Source organism: Natrarchaeobaculum aegyptiacum (assembly GCF_002156705.1).
Lineage (GTDB): Archaea > Halobacteriota > Halobacteria > Halobacteriales > Natrialbaceae > Natrarchaeobaculum > Natrarchaeobaculum aegyptiacum.
The window spans coordinates 1,723,880-1,739,616 of record NZ_CP019893.1 but is presented as its reverse complement, the minus strand read 5'-3'; the positions used below and the strand labels follow the sequence as shown (position 1 = coordinate 1,739,616).

The following is a 15,737-nucleotide window of genomic DNA, read 5'->3' as shown; positions in this document are numbered from 1 at the left end:
ACTGCGTCGGACCTGCGTTCGTTCAGAGCGTGTCGACCGGAACCGTCCTCGAGCGATCGCTCCAGCAGCCTCGTGTGGAGATCACCACGTGGCGACACAACTTTGCCACCCGCACCCGAACCGCCGGGCATGAACCACGAGAACTCACGCGAGCTGTACGACAGGGCGCTGTCGGTGCTCCCCGGTGGCGTCAACTCGGCCGTTCGCGCGGCGATCGAGCCATACCCGTTCTTCGTCCAGAAAGGAGACGGCGGCCACGTCGTCGACGCCGACGGGAACCGCTACGTCGACTGGGTGATGGGGCTCGGTCCCCTGTTGCTCGGGCACGACCTGCCACAGCCCGTCCAGTCGAGCATCCAGCAGAAAGCCAGTGAGGGGCCGATGTACGGCATGCCGACGGAGGTCGAGGTCGACCTCGCGGAGTTCGTCGTCCGGCACGTCCCGAGCGTCGAGAAGATCCGGTTCGTCAACTCCGGCACCGAGGCGACCACCTCGGCGGTCCGACTCGCCCGGGGCTACACCGGCAGGAACAAGATCGTCATCAACCAGGGCGGCTACCACGGTGCCCAGGAGTCGACACTCGTCGAGGGCGACGCCGACAATCCGGCACCGTCCTCCGCGGGCGTCCCGCAGGCTTTCGCCGAGCACACCCTCCCGGTCCCGTTCAACGACCAGGAGGCGGTGACAGAGGTGTTCGAGGAACACGGTGACGACATCGCTGCCGTCCTCACCGAACCCATCCTCGGCAACTACGGCATCGTCCACCCCGAAGACGGCTACCACGACTTTTTGCGGGAAATCACCGAGGAACACGGCTCGCTGCTGATCTTCGACGAGGTCATCACGGGCTTCCGCGTCGGCGGCCTCGGCTGCGCCCAGAGCGAGGTCGGCGTTACGCCCGACCTCACCACCTTCGGCAAGATCGTCGGCGGCGGCTTCCCCGTCGGCGCCATCGGCGGCCGCGCCGAACTCGTCGAACAGTTCGCCCCCTCCGGCCCCGTCTTCCAGGCCGGCACCTTCTCCGGCCACCCCGTCACGATGGCCGCCGGCCTCGAGACCCTGCAGTTCGCCGCCGAAAACGACGTCTACGGCCACGTCGGCGACCTCGGCGACCGCCTCCGGGACGGCCTCGCGGACATCGTCGCCGATCAGGCCCCGGAGTACACCGTCGCCGGCACCGACAGCATGTTCAAGGTCATCTTCACCCGCGACGGCGAGGCACCCACGAACGGCGCCGACGTGAAAAACGCCGAGACCGACCGCTGGCGACGGGTCTTCTGGGGACAGATGAAAGACGAGGGCATCCTCCTCTCTCAGAACCAGTTCGAGTGCCAGTTCGTCAGCTACGGCCACACCGACGAAGACGTCGAGCGAACGCTCGAGGCGTACAAAGAAGCACTCTGACCGAATCGCCGTGACCACACTCGAGGTGACCCGCCCCGTCGTCCCCACACCTGCGACGAGAAGCAGCGACCGATTCTGGCCCTCGGACGATCGCGGATAATGGTACGCGAACGCGTCGCCGCAAGCGTCGACCAGTTCGACTGGGCGCGAGTACTCGAGCGGCTGCTGTACCTCTTCCCACCGGTCGTCGGCGTCGGCCTCGTCGGCGTCCTGCAGGAGGCCGATCCCGGCGTTCCCGGACTCGGCCTCGCGTTCGTCCTGATCGGGACGTTCGGCTACGCGGCGGTCACCCTCGGCGTCGCAGTCGTGATCGGGTTCGACGCCCAGCAGGTGAGAGCACGCTCTGGGGCCGAGGAAGAAACCGACGACGGGAGCGAAGTGGCGACCGCCGACGAGTGGGAGCCGAATCCGTGGCTCAACGCGCTGACCGCACTCGTCTGGGCGCCGGCCGTGGGCGTCGTCTACCTCGCGCGACGTCACCGTTACCGGGGAACGCAGGCGGGCTGGTCCGGCTGGTGGCTCGTCGTCGCCCTCTCGCTTGCGACGACCGTCGTCGGTGTCGCCGTTGGGCTGGTCGCCGTCGTCCTCGCGATCCCCGGCCTGTTCACGGCGGCCATCGGCCTCGCAGGGGCGATCGCCTTCGGCGCGTTCCCGGTCGCGATCCATCAGGACGCCGCCTACGTCGCCACCACGAACGAGTCGTGGCGGCCGAACCCCGGGACGTACCTCGGACTCGCGTTCGTGAGTGTATTCGTTCCGCCGGTACAGCCGCTGCTCGCAGGCTACTACCTCACCCGTCGATGGCGATCGGTGACCTGAGGTCCCAGCGCACTGTTCGTGCGGTCAACCGGCCGATTCCGATCAGTCCACCGCCGTAACGATCGCGTCCTCGTACCTCGCGATCGCATCCCGTTCGCCGAGTCGCTCGTAGAGTGTTTCGCTCATTCTGTATTACCCACCGGCGTCGTGCCCCGTAGCTCTCCCGCCGAAGATGTTCGAAACAAATCTAGTTGGGAGTACCACCCACGACCTCGAGTAGCATTCTGAGAGTCTCTCACGTAGCCGCTGGGTCTGGCCGACCCACAAGCGTGCGCTTTTCATACTCGAGGCGTCGAGTACCGCCCATGAGAACGCGTGGGACGTTTCGGCTGGCGACGCGGGGGTCGACGCTCGCCCGGCGGCAGGCGACGACAGTCAAAGAGGCCCTCGAGGACCGCCATTACGAGGTCGAACTCGTCACGGTCGAGACGACTGGGGACCAGATTCAGGACGAACTCATCCACCGCCTCGGGAAGACGGGGGCGTTCGTCCGCGAACTCGACGAGCGCGTCCTGTCGGGCGACCTCGACGGCGCGATCCACTCGATGAAGGACATGCCGACCGAACAGCCCGACGACCTCGTGACCGCCGCCGTCCCCGAACGCGGCGCGCCGGGGGACGCCCTCGTGACGCCCGACGGCTCGAACCTCGAGGACCTCCCCGAGGGAGCGACCGTCGGCACCTCGAGCCTGCGACGACGCGCACAGTTGCTCGCCGAGCGCCCCGACCTCGAGGTCGAACCCCTGCGCGGGAACGTCGACACGCGACTCGAGAAACTGCTCGCGCCCAGCCTGCAGGCAGAACATCAGGAACGCAGCGAGGCAGATAAAGAACGGAAGGGGAACACTGGAAACGAGGACTTTGAACCCGAGTACGACCAGACCGTCGAGGAGTGGTTCGACGACCGCTCGGAACTCGAGAAGCAGGCCCTCGGTCGCGAGGTGGAGACCGAATACGACGCGATCGTTCTCGCCGAGGCGGGCCTCGAGCGCAGCGGGCTGGGCCAGTACGTCGACTACCAGCGGCTCCCGACCGACACGTTCGTTCCCGCGCCCGGGCAAGGAGCGCTGGCAGTGACCGCCGTGGACGGAGAGTCCGCCCAGGAGCTCCAGTCGGCGATCGATTTCCCACGAACCCGGGTCGAGACGACCGTCGAACGGACGCTTCTCGCCGAACTCGGCGGCGGCTGTATCGCTCCGATCGGCATCTTCGCCGTGCTCCAGGGAGAGTACGTCCACGCCAGCGTGACCGTCTTCGACCGTGACGGCGAGGAGTCGGTGATCGCGAGCCGCGACCTCCCCGTCGAAACTCACGCCGCGGCCGCCCGCGAGTTCGCCAGCGACCTCGCCGACCGTGGTGCTGCAGAACTGATCGAACGCGCAGAACGCGACGCGGATTCTGCCGTCTCCGGGGAAGATAAACCAACGGGGAAGTAGGTGGAGGATACGGAGATGCCAGGAACCGATCGCGAGCCAGTGCCGGAGTCCGAATCCGACCTCGAGGTCGAACTCGAGTTCGAATCCGAGCCCGAACCCGGGACCGTCTACCTCGTCGGCAGCGGCCCCGGCGACCCCGAACTGCTGACCTGCAAGGCCAGACGGCTGATCGAGCAGGCCGACTTCGTCCTGCACGACAAACTGCCGGGCCCGAAGATCATCGACCTCCTGCCGGACGATCGCCGTCAGGACGTCGGCAAGCGCGCCCACGGCGACCGGACCCCGCAGTGGGAGATCAACGAACGGCTGGTCGAACTCGCCCGCGAGGAGAAAAGCGTCGTCCGACTCAAGGGCGGCGACTCGTTCGTCTTCGGCCGCGGCGGCGAAGAGGCCGCCTACCTCGCCGATCACGACGTGCCGTTCGAGGTCGTCCCCGCGGTCACCTCCGCGATCTCCGCCCCCGCCGTCGCTGGCATCCCGGTCACCCACCGCGATCACGCCTCCTCCGTCTCGTTCGTCACCGGCCACGAGGATCCCACCAAGGAGGAGTCGACCGTCAACTGGGAGGCCCTCGCCGAGACCGGCGGCACCATCGTCGTCCTGATGGGCGTCACCCGCCTCCCACAGTACGCCGAGGCACTGATCGACGGCGGTATGGCCGCCGACACCCCCGTCGCCCTCGTCGAACGCGCCACGTGGCCCGGCCAGCAGGTCGCCACCGGCACCCTCGAGACCATCGTCGACGAACGCGACCGGGTCGGCATCGAACCGCCCGCAGTCACGGTGATCGGCGACGTCGCCGGCACCCGCGCGGACGTCGTCGCGTTCCTCCGCAACGACTACGGCCCCGCGCTCGAAGGGCCAGCCAATGACTGACCGACCGGCCGTCGCCGTCTTCCGCCCCGCCGACGAGCGCCTCGCGTCCGCCGTCTCGACGCTCGAAGACCTGGGCGCAGCGCCGGTCGCCGACCCGATGCTCGCGATCGAACCGACCGGCTACTCGCCCCGCGAGGACGCCGACTACGCGATCCTCACGAGTACAACTGGCGTCGACCTCGCCCGCGAGGCCGACTGGGACTCCGACACGGCGACCGTCTGTGCGATCGGCCCCCGGACCGCCGACGCACTCGAGGCGGCCGGCCACACGGTCGACGTCGTCCCCGAGGAGTACACCTCGAGCGGCATGGTCACCGCGCTCCGCGAGGAGGTCGACGGCGCACGCGTCGAGATCGCCCGCAGCGATCACGGCAGTTCGGTCCTCCCCGACGGTCTCGCTGACGCGGGCGCGTACGTCCACGAGACCGCCCTCTACCGACTCGTCAGGCCAGACGGCAGCGGCCACTCGGCCGACCGCGCTGCCGACGGCGACCTCGCAGCCGCCTGCTTCACCTCGCCGCTGACCGTCGAGCATTTCCTCGAGGCCGCCGACGCTCGCGGAATCGACGATATCAGCGCGGCACTCGAAGACGTCGTCGTCGGCGTCATCGGCGGCCCGACCCGCGAGCGCGCCGCCGATCTCGGCGTCGACGTCGACGTCATCCCGGGCGAAGCGACCTTCGACGCGCTGGCCGAAGAAACGCTCGAGGCCGTCCGCTCGTAACAAATCGTCTTCTCCACCGTTCTCCAGCAGGCTGATCAGCCGCCACGGGTGGGACTGAAAGGGGCTGGCGGCGTCGACGACGCTCGGAACCCCAAGCACCGCAGCGAGCGAAGCGAGCGAGGAGCGCAGGGCGTTCCGCGCGAGTCGAGGTCGCCAGGGGCTTTCGAGGTGGTGTCTGTCCGTGCGAGGCCTTCCGAATCGACCAGCCAGGCAGATGGCGCACCTTTATCCGAGAAGCCGACCCACCAGCGACTATGACCGGGCCGGTACCCGAACTCGAAGACCGCGCCGCCGCCTGTGCCGACCGGCTGTGCGAGGCCGACCGCGTCCTGCTGGCCTCTCACATCGACGCCGACGGCCTCACGAGCGCCGCCATCGCCGCACAGGCGCTCGAGCGGGCGGACCTGCCCTTCGAGACGGTCTTCGAGAAACAACTCGACGAGACGGCGATCGCAGCCATCGCCGAGACAGACTACGAGACCGTCCTCTTCACCGACTTCGGGAGCGGCCAGCTCGACGTCATCGGCGACTACGAGGACGCGGACGCGTTCACGCCGGTAATCGCGGACCACCACCAGCCGGCCGACCGGGAGACCGAGTACCACCTCAATCCCCTCCTGTTCGGCATCGACGGTGCCTCCGAACTCTCCGGTGCCGGCGCGAGTTACGTCCTCGCGCGGGCGCTCGCCGAGGCATCAGATGGAACGACCACGGGCGTCGCCGCCGACGGCGGAACCGCGGTCGAATCCACCGAGAGCCACCCGCGAGCCGACAACCGCGACCTCGCCGCACTGGCCGTCGTCGGTGCCGTCGGCGACATGCAGGCCTCCGGCGGCGAACTCCACGGCGCGAACGCGAACATCGTCGAGGAAGGCGTCGACGCCGGTGTCCTCGAGACTGGCACCGACCTCGCGATCTACGGCAAACAGACCCGCCCGCTCCCGAAACTGCTCGAGTACGCCACCGACGTCCACATCCCCGGAATTTCGAACGACCAGGCCGGCGCGCTCCGATTTCTGGAGGACCTCGACCTCGAGTTGAAACGCGACGGCGAGTGGCGACGGTGGTCGGGGCTGACGGGCGAGGAAAAACAGGTCGTCGCCAGCGCGCTCGTCAAACGCGCCGTCTCCCGTGGCGTCCCCGCCCACAAGATCGACGGCCTCGTCGGGACGAGTTACACCCTCGCTCGAGAGCCCGTCGGAACCGAACTCCGGGACGCAAGCGAGTTCTCGACGCTACTCAACGCGACCGCCCGGTACGAACGCGCCGACGTCGGCCTCGCGGTCTGTCTGGGCAATCGGGACGGCGCGCTCGAGCGCGCCCGGAGTCTCCTGCGGAACCACCGGCGAAACCTCTCTGCGGGGATCGATCTCGTCACCAGCGAGGGCGTCACGAACGAGGAACACCTCCAGTGGTTCCACGCCGAAGATCGTATCCGTGAGACCATCGTCGGCATCGTCGCCGGGATGGCCCTCGGCAACGACGGCATCAACCGCTCGAAGCCAATCTTCGCGTTCGCGACCAAGACGGATGACGGAGCCGAAAGTGGAGACGAAGATCCAGCGGAAGTCAAGGTCTCGGCCCGCGGCACCCACAGCCTCGTCCGACAGGGACTGGATCTCTCGGTCGTGATGAGCGAGGCCTCCCGCGTCGTCGGCGGCGACGGCGGTGGCCACGACGTCGCTGCCGGGGCGACCGTCCCGGCAGGCGAGGAATCGACGTTCATCGAACGGGCCGACGAGATCGTCGGCGAACAACTCTCCTGAGTCCCACGATCGGCGGCGGTGGCTCGAGACTGCGTTTCGGACCGAGTGACAACGCCTCAGTATCCAGACCGAACCTGGAGCCGGACCACATCCCAACGAGCCTTCGGCAATCGAGCAAGAGAGGATTTCGTATCGCAGTAATCGGTTTATCCCAGGTCGCCGTCGAGAATTGCCAGTCACTGACCCAACACGCGTCGCAGCCGGTAGCGACGACGGAGCGGCCGAACGACCCGATTTCGCAACTCGACCGGTTCAGACGAGCCGCCTCCGAGACCGACCGGGATAGCTGGACTCGAGTTCTCCACGGGACCAGCTCCCTGACACACCGGTGGCCCACTTTCGCGCACGCGCGGTGAATCGACAGCGAGTCGGAGCTCCCCAGCTGGCTACGAGAACGTGTGGACGGCCCGGATAGCGACGACGAAGCGACGATCACCAGACGACGGGCGGAGGACTGCGTAGACCAGTCCACCACCAGGCACGGGACGATCACCGGTGGATCGCCGGTGGGCCACGAACGTGCTATACCGACGGCAACCAGTATCGACGGGCCATCGATCGTCACAGAACGGTTCCATCCGCGCCGATACGTGGAAAGATCCCCGAATTCATCCCCCGAAACACATCGACACCGATCTGCGACCTCGACAGGCACACATCGTTTCCGGACAGAACGCGCACACTCGGCAGCGCGTACCGCACGCGGAGAACGTCCCACCACCGGAACCACTCCGTTTCAGTTACCGGCGACGAGTGCCACCACCAGCCGGCAATAAATCCCATACTGCAATACAAAATTGGGGCGACGTCACGGGACAGGACCGTTCGGAACGGCATCGGACAGCGAGACGTCGTTCACCACCGAGAGCACATAGAGCGGATCTGACGCCTCGTCGACGGTCTCGTGGATCCGGCGCATACACTCGAGCAGGCCGTCTGCAGCGGCGAATCGGTTGGAGACGTGGCCGATGACGTGCGAAAGTGACCGATCGTCGACGGCACAGCGACACCGCAACTCCCAGCAGCAGTCCAGCCCGAGAGAGGGATGACACCGTGCCCCAGTCCGGTCGGCGACGAGCTCGATCGGCGGCTGCCGGTAGTGGTAGACGAACCGGCAGTCACCACACTCCGCAGGGCCCCAGCCCGGTGGTAACGCCTCACGTGGCAGGGGGTGCTGATCGGTCGGCATGTACCACCTCCAACGCCACACCCCCGAGTGGACGTTCCGCTTGCATACGCACGCCCATCACCACGGCCACGCTGCTGGCTGGCGATTCGAACTGCACCAGCGCACTCGAGGGGACGCTGCACCGAAGCGAGTCAGAGAGCCCCCACCCGATCGTCCGACTTTTGTCCTCGCCGTCCGTTCGAATCGATATGGCCGATTTCGACCCCGAGAAGTTCGAGGACAAGTACGTCCACTACTTTCCGGAACTCCAGCAAGCGTACAAGAACGCGTTCAACCGGATGAACGACGAGTACGACTCGACGCTCGTCCACGCGATCGACCAGCAGGTGTTGAACGAGAGCGAACCGTTCTACGAGGAAAGCCCGGAGCAACGCTCCGTGGACGACTCGAGCGGCGACGAGCCACGAGAGCCCGACGGCGAGTTCCGGATCGACCTGCCCGACGACCCGTACGATCGTCTGACGGGCGTCGCCGTCGACCGCGAGGAGTTCGAAACGGTCCTCGAGATCCACGTCGAGGAGATCGAACACGAACTCCGGCGGATCTTCGGGTTCGAGTGATCGAATCGCACCACTCGTGGGCACGAGTGAGAGCGAGAGAGCAAGTGGAAAGGACGGAAGGTTTAGGGTGACGCGAGCCCAACCCGTTCCCATGAGCACCGATGCACAACAGGGAGACGACTTGGAGGAGCGAGTGACGAACTTCCTTCGGCGGAACTTCCCCCAGATCCAGATGCACGGCGGCAGTGCGGCAATCCAGGACATCGACCGCGAGAGCGGCGAGGTCACGATCGCTCTCGGCGGTGCCTGCAGTGGCTGTGGCATCTCCCCGATGACGATCCAGGCGATCAAGAGCCGGATGGTCAAGGAGATCCCCGAAATCGAGACGGTCAACGCCCACACCGGCATGGACGGCGGTGGCGGTGACATGGGTGGCGGCATGAGCCCGTCGTTCCCCGGTGAAACCGTCGATGACGACGGCGAAGACGACGAAGGTCCCGAAGCACCGTTCTAACGCCCTCGAGTCGTCCCCCGACGAGCCGTTTCGTTCTCGGCCGATTTAGCACGCGAGCGCGCAGTTCGTCGTTCGAGTTTCGAGTGAGGACCGTGTCTCGAGCGGTGTCGCCGCCGATCTACCGGGCTCGAGAGAGTAACGTGGCGACCGGCCGCTCCGGCCCGGTTGCAGTTTGCACCGACGGAAGGGCCCGACGATCGCGCCAGTGGCGTCGAGGAATCGCCGGGATCGATCACGCGAGCGTCTCGTGACTGTCGGGTGGAACTGCGTCGCTACGCGACCGGCCGCTCGAGCAGACAGTGAGCAACTGGTAATCCCCACGATAGAGGAATTTCGTATAGCGAGATAGGATATACAAGAGAGGACGAGACGAAGCGCCAGGAGGGAGAGCCGTCCGAGGCCCGTGAAAAGTAGCAGTACGAGGCCGTACGAGGACGTGCCGCCTATCGCAGTTCGTTGGAGCGCTCCCACGTCCGAATCAACGACGCGAGCACCCGATTCGTCGGGACCGCGAGTCCCAGCTCCTCGGCGCGGTCGACGACGTAGCCGTTGATAGCGTCGATCTCGGTGCGTCGACCGGCGCGGACGTCCTGACGCATCGAGGATGTGTTCGCCGCGGTATCGCGGGCGACCTGCGAAACGGCGCCGACCGCAGCCTCGTCCGTGAGGGAAATCCCAGCCCCTCGAGCGACGCGTGCGGTCTCGCGGGCAGCCGCGTGTGCGACGTCCGCCGCTGGCGGGTCCAGAATGGCACCGTTGTCGGCGTCCGCGAGCGCCGTGACCGGGTTGATCGCCGCGTTGACAGCCAGTTTCTCCCACAGACGGCGGGGTATATCGTCGGCGACGGTCGTCTCGAGCCCTGCTTCCTGGAACGCGTTCCCGACGCGCGTCGCGAGTGGGGAGTGACTGTCGTCACGGGGTCCGACGACGACCTCGCCAAGTCCCGTGCAGTCGACGACGCCCGGTTCCCGGCGGAGCGCGCCGTAGGTCGCCGTCCCGGCGAGTACCGGCGACTCGAGTGCGTCCGCGAGGATCGCCTCGTTTCCCATCCCGTTTTGCAACGAGAGCGCGGCGTCGAACGTACCCGTCGCGAGCGCGTCCGCCGCAGTCGGCGTGTCGGCGGCCTTGACCGTCACGACGGCCAGTTCGGCGGCGAGGTCTCGGCCGTCGGTCGTCGCCGACGGGGTAACGTGAGCCTCGAGTTGGCCGGTCACCCGGAGGCCGTCCGACCGGAGCGCGTCCACGTGATCGGGTCGGCCCACGAGCGTCACCTCGTGTGCGCGCGCGAGGACGCCGCCGACCAGACTGCCGAGGCTGCCGGCTCCGAAGACGACGATTTCCATCGTAGTGGGAGCCAGTGCCGCCGCGGCGATAAATCCCGCTATCGAGCAGACGGGTGCTGTACGTCGGTGCCGACGTATTCGGTCCGTTCCTGGAGGTGACAATACTGGATATGCCAGCCCGTATTAGTCTTCGGTCCAGTAATAGAGACTCTCCCGTTCGGCACCACAGGACGGGCACTCGTTCGGAAGGGCGTCGTTGAGGTCGTCCATCTGGCCGCACTCGAGACAGCGCCACATCAGGTGGGCCTCCCCGAAGTTCTTACCCGATCGGACGTGTTCGACGCTCATCCCCTCGAGTCCGTCGCGAATCGTGACGTAGAACCCTTCCTCATCGAATCCACGAATCTGGCCGACCTTCGTGCCGTCTTCGGTGTAGACCGCCGTCCCGAACCCGAGCCGTGACTCTGTGCGCTCAGTTGCCATGGTTCTCCCGACGACTCGAGGAGGGATAAAGGAAACACGGCCGTTAGCACGCCTGACCGTCGTGTTCGGTTGAATTACCGATTCCCGGGCCAGCAGTTCGGTAAACACTATAACGCGATACCAAATCATCCAGTCTGATGTTGCGAAGATGCCTCTATGATGCACAGGTTTCACGACTAAACAGGCTGAAAGAACTCTCCGAGAGCCATTGAGAACGCACTTCTGAGAAACCTATCGGATAGATCTCAGGAAATCACTGGAGAAACCGCGCTCAGGACAGCGCTGGCGCTTCCCAGTGAGGAGAGTCCAGCGGAAACGAGTGGGTTAGTCGGGTGGGTCGAGGCCGTAATTCTTCTTGGCGAACGTCAGGAACGAGTTCGCCGTGAGCGCCGGCCCGTCCCCCACTTCGCCATCCAGTTCGAGTTGGACGAGGATATCCACCAGCCGCCAGCAGTTGTATAGGACACAGGCGAACGCGAAATTGAAGTACCGGAACCGGTGGTCGGGCGACTGTGTCTCTGCGAGGAACGTCTTCAGCTTCTTGAACCCGTTTTCGATACCCCAGCGCCGCTTATACCGGACCATTACCCGCCCGATCTGGTGCTTCATCTCCCGTTCGTCAGCAGGATCGGTGTCTACCCACGGCAGGTTCGTCTCGAAGGGTACCGTCGGCGCTTCGACTCGTGCCGGCTCGTCGATCTCCTCCTCGTCCGCTACTTCATCGAGAAGATTGCTCAACGGCGAGTCGCCGTCCCGATCCGCCGAGAGCGGTGTTGTATCGCCGATCTCCTCGAAGTCTTCGATGAGTTCCTGGCGAATCGTCACGTCCGTGCCGTCATCGGCCTCGTCTTCTCGTTCCCACTCGCGCTTCGGGAGGTAGACCGCCTTCCGCGTCGGTCCATCGTCGAGTCGTTCCTGCTCGACGACGTCGAAGTCTTTGTCCTCGCTGGCGAGCTTGGCAATCTGGTGTTCGTGGTCGCTGCTGGACCGCACCACACCCGGATTCAGGTAGTGGACACCGTGGTCCTCGCAGGCGTCTTTGACGCCGTCATTGGCGAACTCGCGGTCCATCATCACGAGGTCTAAGCCGGGGACGATGTCGGTCGCACCGTCGAGGAGATCGTCCACGATGTCGGCCCGCTTTCGACCACGTTCGACCGGGATCGCATCAAGGATTAGCGGCACATCGTGGCCGACGAGTTTGATGACGGCCCACTGGAAGAACGGTCCGTTCTCGCCCTTGTACCCCAGAATCCACGGCTCCTTGTTTTTCCCGTTGCTGTCGCGCATGACTTTGCCGCCCCACGGGTTACCCTTCGTGAGGTCCAGAGCCGCCATCTGCGTGCGCCCCATCGTGTCCGTCGATTTCGCCCGTGCAACCAGCGTCCGAGCACTCTCGCGGAGCATCGTCCGAATGCGCTCGACGCCGAGTTCTTTCGTCTGGAGTCGGTGGGAGTCGCCTGACGGTGTTCGATCCCGCGTGGAGTCTTCCGCGAACGACTGCGCACCGTCGTTCGGATGCATGTCGGTCCGCATTCCGAGGTAGGACTGCTGTTCCCAGAACGCGCCCTCGGGGATCGAAGCGTTGTCGCCGCGATCGAGGGAGAAGCAGTCCTCGACGATCGGTTTCGCGCCCTTCCAGACCTCACGCGCCTTTTCGCGTGCGAGCGTGTCTTTGCTCTTCGACCGCGTCACCGTCCCAGTCGGCTGATTCGGTAAGAACTCGGGTTCGGGGGCAGGGATGTCGTGGTAGCGGGCGATGTCCACGACTACCTCGGCAGCTGTATGGACGGCCTCTTGTACGTCGGCGAGGCGATCTTCCCACGCCCGCCAGAGAGTAGATTGGTCGGGGATGTCCTCGAAGCCCAGCTGCGTGCAGAGGAACGGCTTCTGCTTCAGGTACTTGTAGAGGGCCGTGGCGTTCTTCCAGCCCTTGACACAGCGGAGGACGTGGGCACGGAAAACGGCGTTCCAGGGCTTCGGACTGCCCTGTTCGTGGTCGTAGGTATCGTAGAAGCGCAGGTAGCAGGCTGGGATTTCCGAAACGAGGTCCTCCAGGGAGACGGAGCGGTCGTACCGGTGCTGTTGCTCGTACGGATAGCTTTTGAGAGCGCCATCGACCATCTCCCGGAACGTCATGTCGAAGGACCGCGCTTCGACAATTTCGCCAGTATCCGCGCCGTAGAGCCCTTCTATCTCGTAGTCTTTCGGCGTGGACTCGTATCCAGCGCCGTCGAGACGCATCGGTGGACCGATCCGCTTCCACCGTGACCCCGTTGGGGCCTGTCCCGCGCGTGCTGTCACTACTCAGGAATTACGCGGCTTCGTATATAAACCTCCAGAATATACCAGCAACCCAGCTCCCTTTTCTTGTACCGGGCTGAAAATATTGATGAGGGGGTTCGGGAACCGCTAAATCCCTTCTGCTTTCCAATGGTAAGTTATATAATTCCTTTCTGTATATGTCTGTAATAGATGGGATTTCGCCGTCCTCGGAAATCCAAATCCGACTCAGGTACTTCATCATCTCGCTCATCAGTGCCTCCAACATCGAAGCCGTCGAAAACGGCTCGTCGATCCAACCGCAACGCCACCCGCACTACAACCGACTCACAGTCATCTGCTGCTCGGCGTAGCCGGTCTGCTGCTGAGACCGATAGCGAGTACGCCGATGGAATCTGGCTCCCAGCCGACGACTGCGAAGCGTTACTTGGCCACTCGGTACCCACAGTGTCTCTCAGGCGAACGCTCGAGCAGGTAGTAAACGCCGAGGGCCGAGAAACAGTCGAACAGTGGGCCGACGAAGGGATGCCAGTCGGAGTAATGGGTGATTCCGAGAAGATGGCTGCGTTCCGAACGCGGCAAGCGCAGTCTCCTGAGGCAGTCCCAACTGATATCGAACGGCAGAACGAGCTGTCGAAACACCGAAACAGATACACTCACCTGGATGATGACCGGCCTGGAGAAACAGTCGTTCCCGACCCTGTTCGCCGAGTTCTCTCCACACCTGGCCAGTCGCTGGATGCGGCGGTCCAGTCGGACTTGGCCGAGCGTCTGGGTGATCGTTTCGACGACGTCACGATTCATACCGGCCCGGAAGCAGCGAACGCCTGCGAGTCGATCGACGCCCGCGCGTTCACCGTGGGCTCGCACGTCGTGTTCAATCACGGCGAGTTCGATCCGGACAGCGCCACAGGCAAGTACCTGCTTGCCCACGAACTGGTGCATACTCGCCAGCAGACGGACGGACAGGTCACTCGATTGCCAGCTGCAACAGAACTCGAGGTGCGAGATTCCTCGAGTGCGTACGAGCGTGAGGCGGACGAGTTTGCCAGTGAGGCGCTCCGATCGGATGCTGGCGTGGGGTCGCTCACGCCGAGCCAAGCAGCGCTGTCCGTCCAGCGGATGCACAAACACGAACTCCTCGAGGTCCTCGACGACGAACTCGAGGAGGACCTCCCCGAGGAGTTCGAGGACGGCCTGCCGGAGGAGGTCCTCGAAAAGCTACCGGAGGCGTTGCGTGAGGGCTACGAGAACGGCCATCCAGCGTTTACGCGGGCCTACGAGCGGGAGTTCGACAACGCGACGTTTCAGGATCTCACCAAATCGTCGTTCCGAAAGAGCGACCGCTGGGGTGGTGAAGGATCGGTCCACTGGACCTGGGAAGAGATCCAGAACTCACTCCTATTCAATGGCCGCGAGGGAATCGAGAACCTCAGCGAGTGCGAGCAGCGAACACTGGCGCTGTTCATGAACGAGTCCGACGAGATCGCGGCCCAGTTCGGCGAAGCGATCGAGCGCCACTGGCAGGGACTCTCTGGTGGTGAATATCTCGTTGCCTCGATGGAGAACGCGACTGCCGGGGCGATGGTTGACCTTTCGACGGGCCAGCCGTTGTTCTCGACGGCAGCCGGTGTGTTTTCTGGACCGATCCGGGCGCAGCTGGAGTACCAGGTGGACAAGCGTCTGCCGAAGGACTACAATGAATATGGGAAGCTGGAGCTTGCCAGAGACCTGTATGGGTATGCAGCCGAAAAAGATAGTGAATATACTCTGGAAGGTGAATCGGAGACAAAAAATGGTTCAGACAGAACTCGTCTAGATCAATCACAATTCAGTGACAATATAAATAAGAAAGAAGGAATAGACCAAAATCCCGAAGAACATTCTCCTGGTTCAGACCGAGTTGAAGAAAATTTAGAAAATCTTAGTCGAATGACCAGCAATGAGTGGCTAAGGCTAAGTCAAGATCAACGAGAAGAATACCTCAAGACGTTACAACAGACGGGCCTCATGTCACGTGTATTAGTCGGCACGATGGCGTCAGTCGATCCAGACACAATTGATGAAATCTGTGTGACAGACTACGCCAAAACGGGTGCGTCCAGTGCCGGCGTGACGGGGACGGCATCAACTGGAAGCAAAGCCGGTAAAGACGCGATTGAATCGAATTCCATCGATCTGTCCGCAAGTGTGACCTCTGGCCTGACTAAAGGAGGCCTGAAAGGAGTTGCTACTGTTTTAACGAAACTCGGTTTAGAAGTATCGGGGACGAGAAATAAAATCACAGGAGTTGGTGACGCCCTCGAAGACCGCCTCGCCAAACGCGTCAAAGGGATTCGCAGAGAACGAGCGACCGATCTTGACTCTTCGCAAGGGTACGACGAACTGGTCCATGCACTCTTACACGTATTAGATGAGGAAGGCCTATTGGAGGAACATTATTATGACTAATGAACCACC

Annotated in this window: 14 protein-coding genes; 9 read left to right on the top strand and 5 right to left on the bottom strand. The window is 64.1% G+C overall.

From position 1 onward, the window contains the following. Positions 1–129: 129 nt before the first annotated feature. From hemL to recJ, 6 genes are all read left to right on the top strand, one after another. Complete coding sequence (hemL, locus tag B1756_RS08580) at positions 130–1,404, top strand: glutamate-1-semialdehyde 2,1-aminomutase (protein WP_086888167.1); 1,275 nt, start codon at positions 130–132, stop codon at positions 1,402–1,404. Between the two features lie 99 nt (positions 1,405–1,503). After that, entirely contained in the window at positions 1,504–2,223 is a 720-nt protein-coding gene (locus tag B1756_RS08575) for a hypothetical protein (protein WP_086888166.1), read from the top strand. 305 nt (positions 2,224–2,528) lie between these two features. Continuing rightward, positions 2,529–3,659, top strand: coding sequence for a hydroxymethylbilane synthase (hemC, locus tag B1756_RS08570; protein WP_086888165.1), 1,131 nt, complete (start codon positions 2,529–2,531; stop codon positions 3,657–3,659). Between the two features lie 15 nt (positions 3,660–3,674). Next, a complete protein-coding gene (cobA, locus tag B1756_RS08565; protein ID WP_086890107.1) occupies positions 3,675–4,535 on the top strand; it encodes a uroporphyrinogen-III C-methyltransferase in 861 nt (286 codons plus the stop codon). Next, complete coding sequence (locus tag B1756_RS08560) at positions 4,528–5,259, top strand: uroporphyrinogen-III synthase (RefSeq protein WP_086888164.1); 732 nt, start codon at positions 4,528–4,530, stop codon at positions 5,257–5,259. The genes cobA and B1756_RS08560 overlap by 8 nt, the downstream gene beginning before the upstream one ends. Before the next feature lie 254 nt (positions 5,260–5,513). Next, on the top strand, positions 5,514–7,025 hold the full coding sequence (gene recJ / locus B1756_RS08555; protein ID WP_086888163.1) for a RecJ family nuclease: 1,512 nt from the start codon (positions 5,514–5,516) through the stop codon (positions 7,023–7,025). 808 nt (positions 7,026–7,833) lie between these two features. Here the strand turns inward: recJ and B1756_RS08545 are convergent. Beyond that, positions 7,834–8,214: a hypothetical protein gene (locus B1756_RS08545; RefSeq protein WP_086888161.1), complete on the bottom strand. Its 381-nt coding sequence runs from the start codon at positions 8,212–8,214 to the stop codon at positions 7,834–7,836. 188 nt (positions 8,215–8,402) lie between these two features. Here B1756_RS08545 and B1756_RS08540 point away from each other — a divergent pair, with 188 nt between their 5' ends. Both B1756_RS08540 and B1756_RS08535 read left to right on the top strand, forming a co-directional pair. Then, the gene (locus B1756_RS08540) at positions 8,403–8,774 is read left to right on the top strand and encodes a DUF5783 family protein (protein ID WP_086888160.1); all 372 of its coding nucleotides are present in this window, start codon (positions 8,403–8,405) and stop codon (positions 8,772–8,774) included. A gap of 91 nt (positions 8,775–8,865) precedes the next feature. Beyond that, on the top strand, positions 8,866–9,228 hold the full coding sequence (locus B1756_RS08535) for a NifU family protein (protein WP_086888159.1): 363 nt from the start codon (positions 8,866–8,868) through the stop codon (positions 9,226–9,228). A gap of 443 nt (positions 9,229–9,671) precedes the next feature. Here the strand turns inward: B1756_RS08535 and B1756_RS08530 are convergent, their stop codons facing one another. The 4 genes from B1756_RS08530 to B1756_RS08515 form a co-directional block, all read right to left on the bottom strand. Further along, positions 9,672–10,571, bottom strand: coding sequence for a ketopantoate reductase family protein (locus B1756_RS08530; protein ID WP_086888158.1), 900 nt, complete (start codon positions 10,569–10,571; stop codon positions 9,672–9,674). A gap of 123 nt (positions 10,572–10,694) precedes the next feature. Then, positions 10,695–10,994 (bottom strand): DUF7130 family rubredoxin-like protein, encoded by a 300-nt coding sequence (locus tag B1756_RS08525; protein WP_086888157.1) that lies wholly within the window; start codon positions 10,992–10,994, stop codon positions 10,695–10,697. 324 nt (positions 10,995–11,318) lie between these two features. Continuing rightward, on the bottom strand, positions 11,319–13,133 hold the full coding sequence (locus B1756_RS08520) for a transposase (protein ID WP_086890106.1): 1,815 nt from the start codon (positions 13,131–13,133) through the stop codon (positions 11,319–11,321). Between the two features lie 175 nt (positions 13,134–13,308). Further along, positions 13,309–13,530 carry a hypothetical protein gene (locus B1756_RS08515; protein ID WP_152031279.1) on the bottom strand — a complete coding sequence of 74 codons (222 nt, stop codon included), beginning with the start codon at positions 13,528–13,530 and terminating at the stop codon, positions 13,309–13,311. 287 nt (positions 13,531–13,817) lie between these two features. Between B1756_RS08515 and B1756_RS08510 the strand changes: the two genes are divergently transcribed. Beyond that, positions 13,818–15,728, top strand: coding sequence for an eCIS core domain-containing protein (locus B1756_RS08510; RefSeq protein WP_228434545.1), 1,911 nt, complete (start codon positions 13,818–13,820; stop codon positions 15,726–15,728). Positions 15,729–15,737: the final 9 nt, after the last annotated feature.